This is a genomic window from Agromyces rhizosphaerae (genome assembly GCF_027925245.1).
Taxonomy (GTDB): domain Bacteria; phylum Actinomycetota; class Actinomycetes; order Actinomycetales; family Microbacteriaceae; genus Agromyces; species Agromyces rhizosphaerae.
The window spans coordinates 3,566,246-3,579,416 of record NZ_BSDP01000001.1; the positions used below are offsets into that span (position 1 = coordinate 3,566,246).

The 13,171-nt window shown below is 73.3% G+C and carries 16 protein-coding genes; 6 read left to right on the top strand and 10 right to left on the bottom strand.

Annotated elements, in window-relative coordinates:
- Positions 1-21 precede the first annotated feature (21 nt).
- Entirely contained in the window at positions 22-315 is a 294-nt protein-coding gene (locus QMG39_RS16885; RefSeq protein WP_281887015.1) for a GNAT family N-acetyltransferase, read from the top strand.
- On the opposite strand, the gene QMG39_RS16890 is transcribed toward QMG39_RS16885, so the two are convergent.
- Positions 292-1,380 carry a zinc-binding metallopeptidase family protein gene (locus QMG39_RS16890; protein WP_281887017.1) on the bottom strand — a complete coding sequence of 363 codons (1,089 nt, stop codon included), beginning with the start codon at positions 1,378-1,380 and terminating at the stop codon, positions 292-294. The genes QMG39_RS16885 and QMG39_RS16890 overlap by 24 nt on opposite strands.
- 73 nt (positions 1,381-1,453) lie before the next feature.
- Here QMG39_RS16890 and QMG39_RS16895 point away from each other — a divergent pair, with 73 nt between their 5' ends.
- Positions 1,454-2,143, top strand: coding sequence for an NAD(P)H-hydrate epimerase (locus QMG39_RS16895; protein WP_281887019.1), 690 nt, complete (start codon positions 1,454-1,456; stop codon positions 2,141-2,143).
- A 19-nt stretch (positions 2,144-2,162) separates the two neighbouring features.
- Here the strand turns inward: QMG39_RS16895 and QMG39_RS16900 are convergent, their stop codons facing one another.
- Both QMG39_RS16900 and ligD read right to left on the bottom strand, forming a co-directional pair.
- Positions 2,163-2,981, bottom strand: a complete 819-nt coding sequence (locus QMG39_RS16900; protein WP_281887021.1) for an aggregation-promoting factor C-terminal-like domain-containing protein — start codon at positions 2,979-2,981, stop codon at positions 2,163-2,165.
- Positions 2,982-3,106: 125 nt separating this feature from the next.
- Complete coding sequence (gene ligD / locus QMG39_RS16905; RefSeq protein ID WP_281887023.1) at positions 3,107-4,111, bottom strand: non-homologous end-joining DNA ligase; 1,005 nt, start codon at positions 4,109-4,111, stop codon at positions 3,107-3,109.
- A gap of 125 nt (positions 4,112-4,236) precedes the next feature.
- Between ligD and QMG39_RS16910 the strand changes: the two genes are divergently transcribed.
- A complete protein-coding gene (locus tag QMG39_RS16910; RefSeq protein ID WP_309298785.1) occupies positions 4,237-4,926 on the top strand; it encodes an endonuclease/exonuclease/phosphatase family protein in 690 nt (229 codons plus the stop codon).
- 18 nt (positions 4,927-4,944) lie between these two features.
- On the opposite strand, the gene QMG39_RS16915 is transcribed toward QMG39_RS16910, so the two are convergent.
- Entirely contained in the window at positions 4,945-5,649 is a 705-nt protein-coding gene (locus QMG39_RS16915) for an SOS response-associated peptidase (protein ID WP_281887024.1), read from the bottom strand.
- Positions 5,650-5,776: 127 nt separating this feature from the next.
- Here QMG39_RS16915 and QMG39_RS16920 point away from each other — a divergent pair, with 127 nt between their 5' ends.
- Entirely contained in the window at positions 5,777-7,300 is a 1,524-nt protein-coding gene (locus tag QMG39_RS16920) for a glycosyltransferase family protein (protein ID WP_281887026.1), read from the top strand.
- A gap of 82 nt (positions 7,301-7,382) precedes the next feature.
- Here QMG39_RS16920 and QMG39_RS16925 read toward each other — a convergent pair whose 3' ends face one another.
- Positions 7,383-8,315, bottom strand: a complete 933-nt coding sequence (locus QMG39_RS16925) for an aggregation-promoting factor C-terminal-like domain-containing protein (RefSeq protein WP_281887028.1) — start codon at positions 8,313-8,315, stop codon at positions 7,383-7,385.
- A 236-nt stretch (positions 8,316-8,551) separates the two neighbouring features.
- Between QMG39_RS16925 and QMG39_RS16930 the strand changes: the two genes are divergently transcribed.
- Positions 8,552-9,604 carry an ATP-dependent DNA ligase gene (locus QMG39_RS16930; protein WP_281887030.1) on the top strand — a complete coding sequence of 351 codons (1,053 nt, stop codon included), beginning with the start codon at positions 8,552-8,554 and terminating at the stop codon, positions 9,602-9,604.
- 26 nt (positions 9,605-9,630) lie between these two features.
- Here the strand turns inward: QMG39_RS16930 and QMG39_RS16935 are convergent, their stop codons facing one another.
- The 3 genes from QMG39_RS16935 to trxA are packed head-to-tail and all read right to left on the bottom strand — an operon-like array spanning position 9,631 to position 10,861.
- Positions 9,631-9,909 carry a DUF2277 domain-containing protein gene (locus QMG39_RS16935; RefSeq protein WP_281887031.1) on the bottom strand — a complete coding sequence of 93 codons (279 nt, stop codon included), beginning with the start codon at positions 9,907-9,909 and terminating at the stop codon, positions 9,631-9,633.
- Positions 9,910-9,954: 45 nt separating this feature from the next.
- Positions 9,955-10,419, bottom strand: a complete 465-nt coding sequence (locus QMG39_RS16940; RefSeq protein WP_281887033.1) for a nitroreductase/quinone reductase family protein — start codon at positions 10,417-10,419, stop codon at positions 9,955-9,957.
- A gap of 7 nt (positions 10,420-10,426) precedes the next feature.
- On the bottom strand, positions 10,427-10,861 hold the full coding sequence (trxA, locus tag QMG39_RS16945) for a thioredoxin (protein WP_281887035.1): 435 nt from the start codon (positions 10,859-10,861) through the stop codon (positions 10,427-10,429).
- 104 nt (positions 10,862-10,965) lie between these two features.
- Here trxA and QMG39_RS16950 point away from each other — a divergent pair, with 104 nt between their 5' ends.
- Complete coding sequence (locus QMG39_RS16950; RefSeq protein WP_281887037.1) at positions 10,966-11,364, top strand: type II toxin-antitoxin system VapC family toxin; 399 nt, start codon at positions 10,966-10,968, stop codon at positions 11,362-11,364.
- Between the two features lie 33 nt (positions 11,365-11,397).
- On the opposite strand, the gene QMG39_RS16955 is transcribed toward QMG39_RS16950, so the two are convergent.
- Complete coding sequence (locus tag QMG39_RS16955) at positions 11,398-11,901, bottom strand: cupin domain-containing protein (RefSeq protein WP_281887039.1); 504 nt, start codon at positions 11,899-11,901, stop codon at positions 11,398-11,400.
- A 68-nt stretch (positions 11,902-11,969) separates the two neighbouring features.
- Positions 11,970-13,163, bottom strand: a complete 1,194-nt coding sequence (locus QMG39_RS16960) for a Fic family protein (RefSeq protein WP_281887041.1) — start codon at positions 13,161-13,163, stop codon at positions 11,970-11,972.
- Positions 13,164-13,171: the final 8 nt, after the last annotated feature.

Genomic DNA, 13,171 nt, shown 5'->3' on the forward strand with positions numbered 1-13,171 from the left:
TGGTCGACGTAGGGTGGACGGGTGGAACGCGAATTCGCCTGGGAGCCCGACGCCGAGCGCTACACCATGCACCTCGACGGGCGGCTGGCGAGCGTGATCGACACGCACCGCCTCGGCGACGCCATCTCGTTCTCGCGGGTGTTCACCGCTCCGCCGTTCCGCGGCCACGGCTACGCGTCGGACATCGTCGCCTGGGCCGTCGACCACGTCGAGCGGACCACCGACCTCCGCATCGTGCCCACCTGCTGGTACGCGGCGGCCTGGTTCGACCGCAACCCCGAACGCAGCGGCCTACTGGCCCGACGCGCCGGCTGAGTTCGCCGACCGTGCGTCGGCGTGCGCGGCCGAGCCGACCAGCCGGTGCACGAACCCGAGCTTGCCGACGACCCGCTCGGGAATGACGAACGGGTACAGGTCGCGCTTGCCGAGCGAGCGGTTGACCTGGTTCAGCGCGAGCGCGAGCGGCTGCCAGTCGGCGAGGATGCCCCGCATCGTGGCATCCGCCGGTGCGAGCGACGGATGCGACACGAGGTCGCTCGCCTCCGGGAACCGTGTTCCGGGCCCGCTCATCGACAGGCCGAACGCCGCGGCCGACTGCAGCGTGTCGGTGATGTGCAGGTAGTGCGCGAAGGTCTCCGCGAAGTCCTCCCACGGGTGCGTGGTGGCGTACCGCGAGATGAACTGGGCGCCCCAGTCCTCCGTGCCGCCCGTGCCGTAGTGGGTATCGAGGGCCTGCGCGTAGTCGACGCGCTCGTCGCCGAACTCCCGGCGGAACGCCTCGAGCTCGGTGTCGGAGGCCGCGACGAGCACCTGCCAGTAGTAGTGCCCGATCTCGTGGCGGAAGTGGCCGAGCATCGTGCGGTACGCCTCGCCGAGCGACACGCGCAGCGCCTCGCGGTGGGAGTCCTCCGACTCGGAGAGGTCGATCGTGATCACGCCGTTCAGGTGGCCGATCATCACCTGCCGGTCGTCGGTCGAGGCGTCGAGGTCGAACGCGAGCCCGCCCTCGGGCTGCTCGCGGTGGCTGGTGATCGGCAGGCCGAGCTCGTCGAGCTGGAACAGCAGCCAGCGCTTGGCGTGCGTGGTGTCGACGAGCCAGCCGAACCGCTCCGTGTCGTCCTCGCCGGGCTGGTGCCGCGTGAGCCGGCAGGAGTAGCACTCGGCGCGTTCGAGGGCGTCGACCGCGAGCCAGTTGCAGCCCCAGCGCTCGTTGCGGCACCGCCGCCAGAGTCCCTCGTCGTCGCGGTACCCGCCGTCGTCGTCGAGCATGACCATCTCGCGCAGGTGGCGCGCGTATGCGAGGTCGGCCCCGCACTCGAGGCAGCTCGGGCTGTCGAAGTAGACGATGTGACCGCAGTGCGGGCACGCGAAGATGCGCACGACCTCACGCTACCGCGCGGCCCGTCCCACGGCACCAGGTGCGCACCGATCGCTCCGGCGGCAGACTGGGGGCATGATCGCCGGGTACACGGCCGAGCAGGTGCGCGCCGCGGAACGGCCGCACCTGGATGCGGGCGAACCGCTCATGCAGCGGGCCGCGGCCGCGCTCGCGAGGGTGGTGGCGGATGCCGCGGGGCGCGGCCGCTCGGGCGACGAGCCGTCGATCGTGATGCTCGTCGGCTCGGGCGACAACGGCGGCGACGCGCTGTTCGCCGGCGCGGAACTGGCTGCCGGCGGGGCATCCGTCGTGCTCGTGCCGGTCGGCTCCCGGGTGCACGAGGCGGGCCTGGCCGCCGCGCTCGCGGCGGGGGCGGTGCGGATGCGTCCGGACGACCCCGACCTGGGTGCGCTGCTCGGCGCCGCGGACGTGATCGTCGACGGCATCCTCGGCACCGGCAGCGGCGCGTCGCCCGCGCTGCGGGAGCCCGCACGGGGCGTCGTGGAGCTCGCGCGCGAGCGCCTGGCCGAGCCGGAGCCGCCGCGCGTGGTGGCGACCGACCTGCCGAGCGGCATCCACCCGGACACGGGCGAAGTGCCCGACCCCGTCGTGCTGCCGGCAGACGTGACGGTCACCTTCGGCGCGTGCAAGGCCGGGCTGCTCCGTGCGCCCGCCTCGGGCTACGCGGGCGACGTGCTCGTCGTCGACATCGGCATCGGCGACGCGCTCGCGGGCGTGGAGCCCGCGGTCGTGCTGCCCGGCTGAGCGCCGGGTCGCGGACGGATCAGTACCAGCCGCGCGCCTCGGAGCTCGCCCACGCGGCGCAGGGGGTGCCGTAGACGCTCTTGATGTAGCCCAGGCCCCAGCGGATCTGCGTGGTCGCGTTGGTCTGCCAGTCGGAGCCGGCCGACGCCATCTTGCTGCCCGGCAGCGCCTGCGGGATGCCCGTCGCACCGCTCGAGGTGTTGACGGCCCGGTAGTTCCACTCCGACTCGCGGGTCCACAGCGAGTCGAGGCACTGGAACTGCGACGCGCCCCAGCCGTACTGCGACGCGGCGAGCTCGCGTGCGGTGGCCCTCGCACCGGCGGGCGTGTTCGCGGCGGCGAGGGCGGCGGCCTTCGCGGCGGCGGCACGCTCGGCGGCGACCTTGCGCGCGTGCGCCTCGACCGCCTCCTCGGTGGAGGCGACGTGGGCCTGCGTCTCGCGGGTGAGCTCGGCCACCTCGCCGACCTCGAGCACCTCGTAGTCGCCGAGCGACGCGACCGAGGCCTCGAGCTCGTCGGCGTCGACCTTGCCCTCGGCGTCGGCGAGCAGCTCCTTCGCGACCGTGATGGTGGCGCGGGCGTCGGAGTGCACGCGCGCCTCGGCGATCGCGTCGTAGGCGTCGAGCTGGGTCGAGTCGAGCCCGCGCGAGTCGGTGAGCGCGCGGGTGTCGGCCTGCGCCTGCTCGCGCGCCGCGGCGTCGATGCTCACCGCGAGGCCGCTGCCGAGGACGGCGGCGACGAGCGCGCCCGCGAGGATGCGGGTGCGGAGCGCGCGTGCGCGGGTGGGTCGGTTCGAGTCGGGCTGGCGGTGGCGGGGGGAAGTGGAGATCTGCTGCATACGTGACGAACGCCCGGGGGTATCGACGTCCCGGGCGAAGTCGCCAGTATGCCGGGCGAGTCTGGGCGGTTCCTCCGCCCCGCCTGAACGCGAGGTGTGCGCGGGCCGCGGCCCGCGGCGTGCGGCTACTCGGTCGCGCGGGCGCGGCTCGGCTGCACGCGCGTCGGCTCGCCCGGCATCTTCGGGAACTCGGGCGGGAACGGCAGCTCGCCGAGCCCGTCCTCGAGGTCGCGCGCCCACCACTCGAGCAGGGTGTCGATGCCGGCCGCGTGCTCGTGCATGTCGGCCCACGGATCGCCGACCTCGCGGAGCCGGTCGGGCACGGTGCGCACGGTGAAGGCGCCCGGGTCGACGCCCTCGAGCTCGTCCCAGGTCACCGGGCACGAGACGGTGGCGGTGGGCAGCGCCCGGGGGCTGTACGCCCCGGCCATGGTGCGGTCGCGGTTGGCCTGGTTGAAGTCGAGGAAGACGCGTTCGCCGCGCTCCTCCTTCCACCACGCGGTCGTGACCTCCTCGGGCATCCGCCGCTCGAGTTCGCGCGAGACCGCGATGACCGCGTGCCGCACGTCGAGGAACTCGTGCTCCGGCCGGATCGGCGCGAACACGTGGATGCCGCGGTTGCCCGACGTCTTGGCGAACGCGGTGAGCCCCGCCTCGGCGAGCACCTCGCGCAGCGCGAGCGCCACCGGCACCGCGTCGTCGAAGTCGGTGCCGGGCTGCGGATCGAGGTCCACGCGCAGCTGGTCGGGCTCGTCGCTGTGCTCGGCCCGCGAGGCCCACGGGTGGAACACGACCGTGTTCATCTGCGCGGCCCAGACCGCGGCGGCCGGTTCATCGATCACGAGCTGCGGATGCGACCTGCCGCTCGGATACGTGACCGGCACCGCCCGCACGTAGTCGGGCGCCCCGCGCGGCGGGTTCTTCGAGAAGAACTGCTCGCCGTCGATGCCGCCCGGGAAGCGCTGGAGCGAGACCGGCCGGTCGCCGTTCGCGGCGACGAACGGGGTGCCCACCTCGACGAGGTAATTCGCGAGGTCGAGCTTCGTGATGCCCGCCTCGGGCCAGATCACGCGATCGGGACTGGAGACCCGCACCTCGCGGTCACCCGACGGCCCGGGGACCGTCACCATCACCGCATCCTTGCCCACGCGCGCCAGCATAGCCGCGCCCGCCCTCGTCGATCGGCCCGCGCCCAGCAGACACCCAGCGGAGCCACACCCCGTCCACGGCGCACGCGGATACGCTGGGCTGGGAGGTGGTCGACCTGAGGATCATCAGCTACAACCTGCGCAAGCACGCGGCCATCGGCGAGCTCACCGAGCTCGCCGAATCGAACGACGTCGACGTCATGTGCCTGCAGGAGTGCGACACCGACGACCTGGCCGACGAGGTCGCCCACCTGAAGCTCGTCGACGCGACCACTACCAACCGGCTCGGCCTCGCCCTCTACGCGCGCGACGACCGCTACACGGTGCGAGACACGAAGATGTTCAGCATGCACCGGTCGCTCCACGACCGCGTCCTCTCCCCCGCGCACGAGCGGCTCCTCGCCGCGCGCCTCCACGACGAGGCGGTCGGCCACGACGTGCTCGTGGGCTCCTTCCACGCCGCGCCGCTCACGGCGTCGAACCGGGTGCGCCGCAAGCAGATCACCGCCGCGCACGAGGGGATGCGCTCGCTCGGCCACGACGTGCCCGCCGTCATGGTCGGCGACTTCAACTACCCGTGGTTCGTCAACGGGCTCGAGCGCCACGTCAACTCGACCGGCTACGACCTGCTCCGCAGCACGGAGCCGACCTACTTCCGGTACCGCTTCTTCTCGGGCTACTTCGACTTCGTCACCTCGACGGGCGTGCAGATCGACCGCGTCGACGTGCTGCCCGCCGGGGCATCCGATCACCGCCCCATCCGCCTCGCGGCGCACGCGCACCAGCACGCGACCTGATCCGCGCGCGGGACGTGCTCAGGCCTCGAGCGGCTCGATCAGCGTCGCATCCGACGGGTCGACCGTGCGCGAGTTGTTGACCCTTCGGTCGACCTCGTACGACCTGATGGTCGTGGCGACCTGGTCGGACACGGCGCCGAGCTGCTCGACCAGCTCCAGCCGGCCCGCCTCGTCGAGCTTCGCCGAGCTGAGCCACGGCGCGTCCCAGTCGGGCAGGAGGAACGCCGGCATGCGGTCGTGCACCTCGCCCGAGGCGTCCTTCGCCGCCCGCGTGATGATCGCGGCCGACACCTGCCACTCGTCGTCGACCTTGCGCGCGGTCGCGATGCCGGCCGCGGCGAGCAGGCCGTCGCCGTGCAGGAAGTGCGGCTGCTTGTCGCCGGGCTTCCCCGTCCATTCGTAGTAGCCGCGCATCGGCACGATGCAGCGCGACGACGCGAACGCGCCCTTCCAGAGCCCGTTCGTCGCGATCGTCTCGATGCGGGCGTTGAACTGCGGGCGCTTGGAGTCGCGGAGGAACGACGGATGGAAGTCCCACCTGGCGGGCTCGACCGTGCGGCGCACCTCGCCGGTCGCGCGATCGTGCCGCTCGCGGATGATCGGGATCACGTCGGTCGGCGCGATCGAGTACGAGGGCGTCCAGTCTCGGAAGTCGTTGCCGTCGAGCACGAAGGCCTCGATGAGGTCGTTGGTCTCGTCGTCCATGGCGAATCGTCCGCACATGGCTCCAGTCTGCACCCGGGCACCGACACCGAGGCGACGTCACGCGCGTGCAACGGCCGTGCGATAGCCTCCCGGCAGCGATGCGCCCACGCGCATCCGATTCGCCACCCCTGGAGGACCTGCCCGGATGCGACGAGCCAGCCTGCAGGTACTCGGCGTGATCGCCGCGACGGCGGTGCTCGCCGGGGCGCTCCTCGCCTGGGCGCTGGCGACGCCGGGCTATCGCGGACCCGACGAGCCGCAGCACGTGTCGACGGCGCTGCGCCTCGCGACCGGCGGCGGGTACCCCGACCCGGTGTCGACCCGGATCGACGACGGGGTCCGCGGCTCGTACGAGTGGCTCGGGTTCCCCAGCGCGTCGACGATCTTCGACAACGGCGAACCCGTCGGCCCGAACGAGGCGGAGTCGCTGCCGTCGACCGGCGAGCTGCGCGCGGCGGGCGGGCCGTACCCGGACGAGGGGCTGCTCGACCAGATGACGCAGCATCCGCCCGGCTACTCGGCGTACCTCGCCACCTGGGTGCAGGTCTTCGGCCTCGACGACGCCCCGGTGAACACGCTGCTGCTGGTGCTGCGCCTCGCGTCGGCGCTGCTGCTCCTGCCGATCCCCTGGCTGATCGCGGCCACCGTGCGCACGCTCGGGATGTCGCCGACCGCGCAGGTCGTCGGCGCGTTCCTGCCTGCGGCATGGATCCAGTTCGTGCACATCGGCGGCGTGGTGAACAACGGCACGCTGCTGGCGCTCGCGGCGAGCGTGTACGTCTGGCTGCTCGTGCGCGTGCTGGGCGGCGATCTCAGGGTCGTCACCGCGCTCGGCGTCGGCGCCGCACTGGCCGTGGCCCTGCTCACCAAGGGCTTCGCGCTGGCGCTGGTTCCGCTCGGGCCGTTCGCGTACGTCGTGGCCGCCCGGCGTCACGGCCGGGGCGCGTGGATCGGCATGGCGGTCGCCGCCGTCACCGCGACGGTGGGCCTCGCGTGGTGGATCCGGAACCTCGTGGTCTTCGGGACACTGCAGCCGACCGGATCGAGCGGCAGCCCGGCCCCCGCCGTGGAGGCGGATGCCCTGCTGGAGTGGGCGCCGCGGTTCCTCCGGGCGCTCTCCGGCTCGATGTGGATGAATCTCGGCTGGCTCGAGACGCCGATCGTGCCCGGTGCGCTGCACCTCGCGGCGAGCCTGCTGGTGCTCGCCGGCCTGGTGCTCGGGTCGTGGCGCCTGCGGCGGGGAGTCGCGGAACTCGTCGTGCTCCACTGCGCCTGGCTCCTGCCGGTCTGCGTGTTCGCGCTCGGCAGCGCGCGGAGCTACCTCGTGAGCGGCAGCGTCGTCGCCGCGCAGGGCCGTTACCTGCACATGGCCGTGCTCGCACTGGCGGTGCTGCTGGCGGCCGCGCTCGCGCGTCCCCGCTGGTTCGCACTCGCCGCCCCCGCCGTCGCCGTGGTGAGCGTGGTCGCCGGGCTCGCGTACGGTCTCCGCCACTTCTGGGACCCGGCGACGCCCGCGACCGTCGCGAGCTGGTGGCCGGGCGGCGCGGCGATGCTCGTGGCATCCGCCGCCCTGCTCCTCACCGGACTCGCACTCGGCCTGCTCGCGGGCGCCCGCATCGTGCGCGCGCCGCAGCTCGAGCTGGTCGCACCGGCACCCGCGCGCCACTGACCCGGCACGGCCCGGCGCACGACCGCAGACCCCGAACGGCCCGGCGGAAGCTCCGCCGGGCCGTTCGTTCACGTGGTGCGGGTCAGTACCAGCCGACCGACACCGAGTGGTTCCATGCGCCGCACGGGGTGCCGTAGCGGCCGGCGATGTAGCCGAGGCCCCAGCGGATCTGCGTGGCCGCGTTGGTCGCCCAGTCGGCGCCGGCGGTGGACATCTTGCTGCCGGGCAGCGCCTGCGGGATGCCGTACGCGCCGCTGTAGGGGTTCTGGGCGTAGACGTTCCAGCCCGACTCCTTGTTCCAGAGGCTCACGAGGCAGCCGAACTGGTCGTCGCCCCAGCCGTAGGACGACGCCATCATGTCGCGCGCGATCGCCTGTGCGCCGCTCGGGTTCGCCGGCGCCGTCGGCGTCGACGGAGCGGGTGCCGGGGCGGCGGCCGCGGCCTCGGCGGCGGCGGCCTCCTCGGCGGCCTTGCGCGCGGCCTCGGCCTCGGCGGCCTTGCGCGCGGCCTCCTCGGCCTTGCGCTTCTTCTCGGCCTCGATCGCCTTCTTGGTCTCGGCGGTCACGTCGTCGGCGTGCTCGGTGGTCTGGTCGACCAGCAGGAACACGCGCTCGGGCGCGAGCAGCTCGTAGTACTCGAGCGAGGCGACGGATGCCTCGAGGTCGGACGAGTCCGCGTAGCCGTCGGCCTTCTCGATGGCCTTCTTGGCGACCGTGATGGTCGCCTCGGCGTCGAGGTTGGCGCGCGACGCCATCACGGCGTCGTAGGCCGGGTGCTGGTCGGCGTCCAGGCCGACGGCGTTGGACATCCAGGTCGTCGCGGCGATGCGCGCCTGCTGCTCGGCGACCACGGACTGCGCCATGAAGCCGGTGCCGGTCATCGCACCCGCGGCGACGAGCGCGGTCGCGCCGATCAGGAGCCGGCGGTTGCGCGGCGAGGTCGCGCGGCGGGCGCCGCGGCCTGCGGTCGCCTCGTCGGGGGTTTCGGGGGAACTGAGCTGAGTCTGATTCTGCATACGGTCTTCGCTTCGGGAAACCTCATGAATGCACAGTGCATTCGGTTTCGGTTTGGTAACGATTGAGGTATTCAGGCGTACAAGTCGGGGACTCTGCCAGCCGAATCTGGGAGAAACCTCAATTTTGAGACGATTCAGTCGGCGTGTCGCCGCTTCGGGGCATCCGCCGCGCGCCGCGATCGGCATGGTCGTGCGGATCGCTGGGGATGTCGGCCGGTCGCTGGAAGAATGCCGACATGGCCGATTCCGCCCGCTCGATCGCCCCCATGCTCGCGAAATCGGTCGAGCAGGTGCCGGACGCCGACGCCATCGCGGGCGGGTACTCGTACGAGCCGAAGTGGGACGGCTTCCGCGGCATCGTGCGCGTCTCGGGCGGCGAGGTCGAGATCGGCAGCCGCGGGTCGAAGCCGCTGACCCGGTACTTCCCCGAGCTCGTCGAGGCGTTCGCGCGCGAGCTGCCCGAGGGGTGCGTGGTCGACGGCGAGATCGTGGTGCGCTCGGGTTCCGCGGGCGACGAGCGGCTCGACTGGGAGGCGCTCGGCCAGCGCATCCACCCCGCCGACAGCCGGGTGCGCAGGCTCGCCGCCGAGACGCCCGCCTCGTTCGTCGCGTTCGACCTGCTGGAGCTGGGCGACGAGTCGCTCGTCGACCTGCCGTTCCGCGAGCGGCGGGCGCGGCTCGAGGAGGCCCTCGGCGATGCTCCCCCGCCCGTGCACGTCACGCGCGTCACGACCGACGCCGACCTCGCGCGCACCTGGCTCGAGCGCTTCGAGGGCGCCGGGCTCGACGGCGTGATCGCCAAGCCGCTCGAGGGCGCGTACCTGCCGAACAAGCGCGCCATGCTGAAGATCAAGCACAAGCGCACGGCCGACGTGGTGCTCGTCGGCTACCGCGTGCACAAGTCGGGTACGGGCGTCGGCTCCCTGCTGCTCGGGCTCTACGACGACACGGGCGAGCTGCGCATGGTCGGCGGGTCGTCGGCGTTCACCGACGCCAGGCGCCGGGAGCTCATCGACGAGCTCGAGCCGCTCGTCGTGCGCGAGGACTCGGGCGAGGTGGCCGGCGCCGAGACCGAGCGCAGCCGGTTCTCCTCGGGCAAGGACACCTCGTTCGTGCCGCTGCGCCCCGAGCGCGTGCTCGAGGTCGGCTACGACCAGATGGAGGGGTGGCGCTTCCGCCACACCGTGCGGTTCCTGCGCTGGCGGCCCGACCGCGACGCCGAGTCGTGCCGCTTCGAGCAGCTCGAGGTGCCCGCCGCCTACGACCTCAGCGCCGTGCTCGAGCGCTGAGTCGAGCGTCGCCGCGAGGCATCCGCTCAGGCCGACAGCGACGCGTAGCGCTTCTCGGCGCGGGCGCGGGCCTTCGCGGCCTCGACCTCGCGGTCCTTGGGCGGTGCGTTCGTGACCAGGTCGTCGAGCAGGTGGCGCGTCGCGTGGGCGACCTCGGCGACGGCGCGGTCGAACGCCTCCTGGTTGGCCTTCGAGGGCTTCGTCGAGCCGCTCACCTTGCGCACGTACTGGAGCGCGGCGGCGGTCACCTCGTCATCGGTGGCGGCGGGCTCGAAGTTGTGGAGCTGGTGGATGTTCCGGCACATGCTGCGAGGGTACGCCGGGCGACGGCGGGCGGGAAGCGGCCCCGGTCAGGCGTCCGGCCGCACGGCCGGGGCGACCGGTTCGCAGATCACGAGCGGGATGTCACGGGTCGTGCGCTTCCGATAGTGCTCGTAGCCGGGGTAGGCGGCCGCGACCGTCGGCCAGAGGGCGGCCTTCTCGTCGGGGCTCGCGGTGCGGGCCCGATAGCGGCGCGTGCCCGCCCGGGTCGTGAGTTCGACGTCGGGATGCGCGACGAGGTTGAGGTACCAGGCCGGATGCCGGTCGGACCCGCCGCGCGAGGCGACGAGCACCACGCGGTCGTCCTCGTGCACGGGCGCCGTGAGCAGGCACGCGCGAGGCCGGCCGGTGCGGCGCCCGACGGTGTGCAGCTCCACGGTCGGCATGCGGCCGATGCGCCAGCCGAGGCGTCCGCCGCTGAGCCGGATCGCGGCCCGGTGCAGCCCGTTCATGGCGCGGAGCAGTCCGTCGCCGTACATCCCGTCCCGGGCCATGACGCGCCTACGCGGGCAGCGCGGCGTCCACCCAGCCGCGCAACTGGGCGGCGGGAAGTGCGCCGACCTGGCGCGAGACCTCGCGCCCGCCCTCGTAGAGGAGGAGCGTCGGAATGCTCTGGATGCCGTGCGCCCGTGAGACGCGGGGCGAGGTGTCGGAGTTCACCTTCACCACCTTCAGGCGCCCCGCGAAGTCGCGCGAGAACTGCTCGACCACGGGCGAGACCATGCGGCACGGCCCGCACCACGGCGCCCACACGTCGACCAGCACCGGGAGCGTGCTCTCGACCACGGCGGCGTGGAAGGTGGCGTCGTCGGCCTCGACGAACCACGGCAGGTCGGCGTGGCACGAGGCGCAGCGCACCCGTCCGCGCTTCGCCTGCGGCACCCGGTTGCGCGTGCCGCAGCTCGGGCAGGTGACGATCGATGCGGCGGCCGCCATCTCGACTCCCCTCGTCGTGTGCTGTGTTCGATTCTCGCGCACCCGCGGGCGTCGGCGGGCGGGCGTAGCGTGCGTGGCATCCGCTCGACCCTCACGGAGGATGCATGACCCGATACGTCATCGACGCCGGCGCGGCGATTCGCCTCGCTGGCGAGGACCTCGCGTCCGCGCCCGCGCACGAGTTGCTCGCACCGACGCTGCTGCGCTCGCAGACGCTGTCGATGCTGCACGAGGCGGTGCACCGCGGCGAGCTCCGCTCCGGTGCCGCGCTCGACCGACTCGGCCGCATCAAGCGCATGCCGATCCGGCTGCTCGGCGACGCGGTGCTGCGCAAGCGCGCCTGGGAACTCGCGGACGCCCTGGGCTGGGCCTCCACCTACGACGCCGAGTACCTCGCGCTGACGCAGCTGCAGGCCGATGCGTTCATCACGACCGACCGGCGCCTCGCCGAGCGGGCGCGCGGCACGGTCGAGGTGGCGGGGTTCGAGACGCTGCTCGGGTAGCCGGCGGGCGGGCGCCCGGCCCGTGGCATCCGCTCAGCCCTGGTCGCAGTTGGCGAGGTCGGTCTCGGCGAGGGGCTCGCCCTCGGGAATGAGGTAGGCGACCCAGAGCACGACGTCGTCGCCGCGCTCGTTGCGACCCTCGTGCACGTAGTCCGGCCCCTCGACGATGAGGTCCCCCTCGACGTAGGTGGCCACGCCGTCCGGGTGCGTCGGAGCGTAGTGGGTGAGCTCGCCCGCCTCGACCACCGCGATGAGGTACCCGTGATGGCAGTGCTCGCCCGTGGTCGCGCCCGCGGCGATGCGCACCCTCGTGAAGGTGGCGCCGACGCCGGGGTCGCCGTTGACCTCGATCTGCACCGGGCCGTCCTGCACGCCCTCGGCGACCGGCGTCGCCTCGATCGGCGCGTCGCTCGCGACCGGCGACGCCATCGGGGACGGCGCGAGGACGGTGTCGGCCGCGCATCCGGCGACGCCGAGCAGCATCGCGCAGCCCGCGACGGCGACGACGATGCGGTGGAGGCTCCCCCCGGTGCCCATGGCGGCACCGTAGCGCGAGTGCGACCGCGCGCGCCACCGTGTCACCACTCAGGCGTCGCGCACGCGAGTCAGCGGAAGCCGCGGCGGGCACGCTGGCCGAACGCGTCGAGCGCCGTCAGCACGTCGGGCGCGGCCCAGCGCCGGTAGCGCGCTCCCCCGCCGGCCTGCACGAGCACGCCGGCCTCGACGAGCCGGTCGATCGAGGTCTGCGCGGCGACCTCGCTCACCTCGAGCTCGGCGGCGACCAGCTTGGTGTGCACCACGGGCTGGCGCAGCAGCAGGTCCTTGAGGCGGTGGGCGGACGAGTCGGCGCGGGCGCGCACCGCGTCGTCCCAGTGCGCGCGAGCCGCGCGCAGGTCGCCGATGAGGCGCCGGCCGTTCGCGACGGCCAGGAACGAGGCGTCCGACATCAGGTCGACGATCGGCTCGAGCCGGCCCTCGCGGTAGGCGCCGAGCGCGTCGTAGTAGCCCTGCAGGTCGCCGAGCAGGCCCGCCGAGACCGGCACGGTGACGTGCCGGGTCACGCGGCCCGCGCGCAGCATGCCCTGCACCAGCGCGCGACCGGTGCGCCCGTTGCCATCGGGGAACGGGTGGATCGTCTCGAATTGGGCGTGCGCGACCGCGGTCTGCACGAGCACCGGCAGATCGGTGCGGCGGGCGAACGCCATGACGTCCTCCATGAGGGCGGGCACGTGCTCGGCGTGCGGCGGCACGAACTCGGCCGTGTGCGGGGCGATCGATCCGCCGCCGATCCAGACCTGTCGTTCGCGCCAGCCGCCCGTGATGCCCTCCTGGCTGTCGCCGAGCAGCGCGCGGTGCATCTCGATCACGGCGTCGGTGTCGAGGCGGTCGGAGAGGTAGACCGCCGCGCGCATCGCCTGCGCGTTCGCGACGACCAGCCGGGCGTTGGGCGAGTCGGATGCCCCGAGCTCGGCGAGTGCGACCTGACGCGCGCTCGCGGTGATGTGCTCGACCTCGGAGCTCGACGCGCTCTCCGACCGCAGCAGGATCGCCGAGAACGGCGCCGCGACCGCCCCGAACTCGGCGTCGAACCGGGTCAGCTCGTTGCTGGCGTCATCGGCCGCCGCGAGGCTGCGGCCGGGCAGGTCGGGCGTGAGATCCGCGATGCGGGGCACGACGGCTGCGCGGTACGGGCCGCGGGAGCGGGCCAGTTCGCGGCGCGAGGCGATCTCGCCGCCGTCGCGCTGCCACGGCCGCTCCTCGTGCCCGATCGCGGGCCAGGCCCGCGTTTCCGTTGCCATGCCGTGAT

Coding starts and splice junctions, on each gene's coding strand:
- QMG39_RS16895 (WP_281887019.1), top strand. CDS start 1,454: ATGATCGCCGGGTACACGGCCGAGCAGGTGCGCGCCGCGGAACGGCCG.
- QMG39_RS16900 (WP_281887021.1), bottom strand. CDS start 2,981: ATGCAGCAGATCTCCACTTCCCCCCGCCACCGCCAGCCCGACTCGAAC.
- ligD (WP_281887023.1), bottom strand. CDS start 4,111: ATGGTGACGGTCCCCGGGCCGTCGGGTGACCGCGAGGTGCGGGTCTCC.
- QMG39_RS16915 (WP_281887024.1), bottom strand. CDS start 5,649: ATGTGCGGACGATTCGCCATGGACGACGAGACCAACGACCTCATCGAG.
- QMG39_RS16920 (WP_281887026.1), top strand. CDS start 5,777: ATGCGACGAGCCAGCCTGCAGGTACTCGGCGTGATCGCCGCGACGGCG.
- QMG39_RS16925 (WP_281887028.1), bottom strand. CDS start 8,315: ATGCAGAATCAGACTCAGCTCAGTTCCCCCGAAACCCCCGACGAGGCG.
- QMG39_RS16930 (WP_281887030.1), top strand. CDS start 8,552: ATGGCCGATTCCGCCCGCTCGATCGCCCCCATGCTCGCGAAATCGGTC.
- QMG39_RS16935 (WP_281887031.1), bottom strand. CDS start 9,909: ATGTGCCGGAACATCCACCAGCTCCACAACTTCGAGCCCGCCGCCACC.
- QMG39_RS16940 (WP_281887033.1), bottom strand. CDS start 10,419: ATGGCCCGGGACGGGATGTACGGCGACGGACTGCTCCGCGCCATGAAC.
- trxA (WP_281887035.1), bottom strand. CDS start 10,861: ATGGCGGCCGCCGCATCGATCGTCACCTGCCCGAGCTGCGGCACGCGC.
- QMG39_RS16950 (WP_281887037.1), top strand. CDS start 10,966: ATGACCCGATACGTCATCGACGCCGGCGCGGCGATTCGCCTCGCTGGC.
- QMG39_RS16955 (WP_281887039.1), bottom strand. CDS start 11,901: ATGGGCACCGGGGGGAGCCTCCACCGCATCGTCGTCGCCGTCGCGGGC.
- QMG39_RS16960 (WP_281887041.1), bottom strand. CDS start 13,163: ATGGCAACGGAAACGCGGGCCTGGCCCGCGATCGGGCACGAGGAGCGG.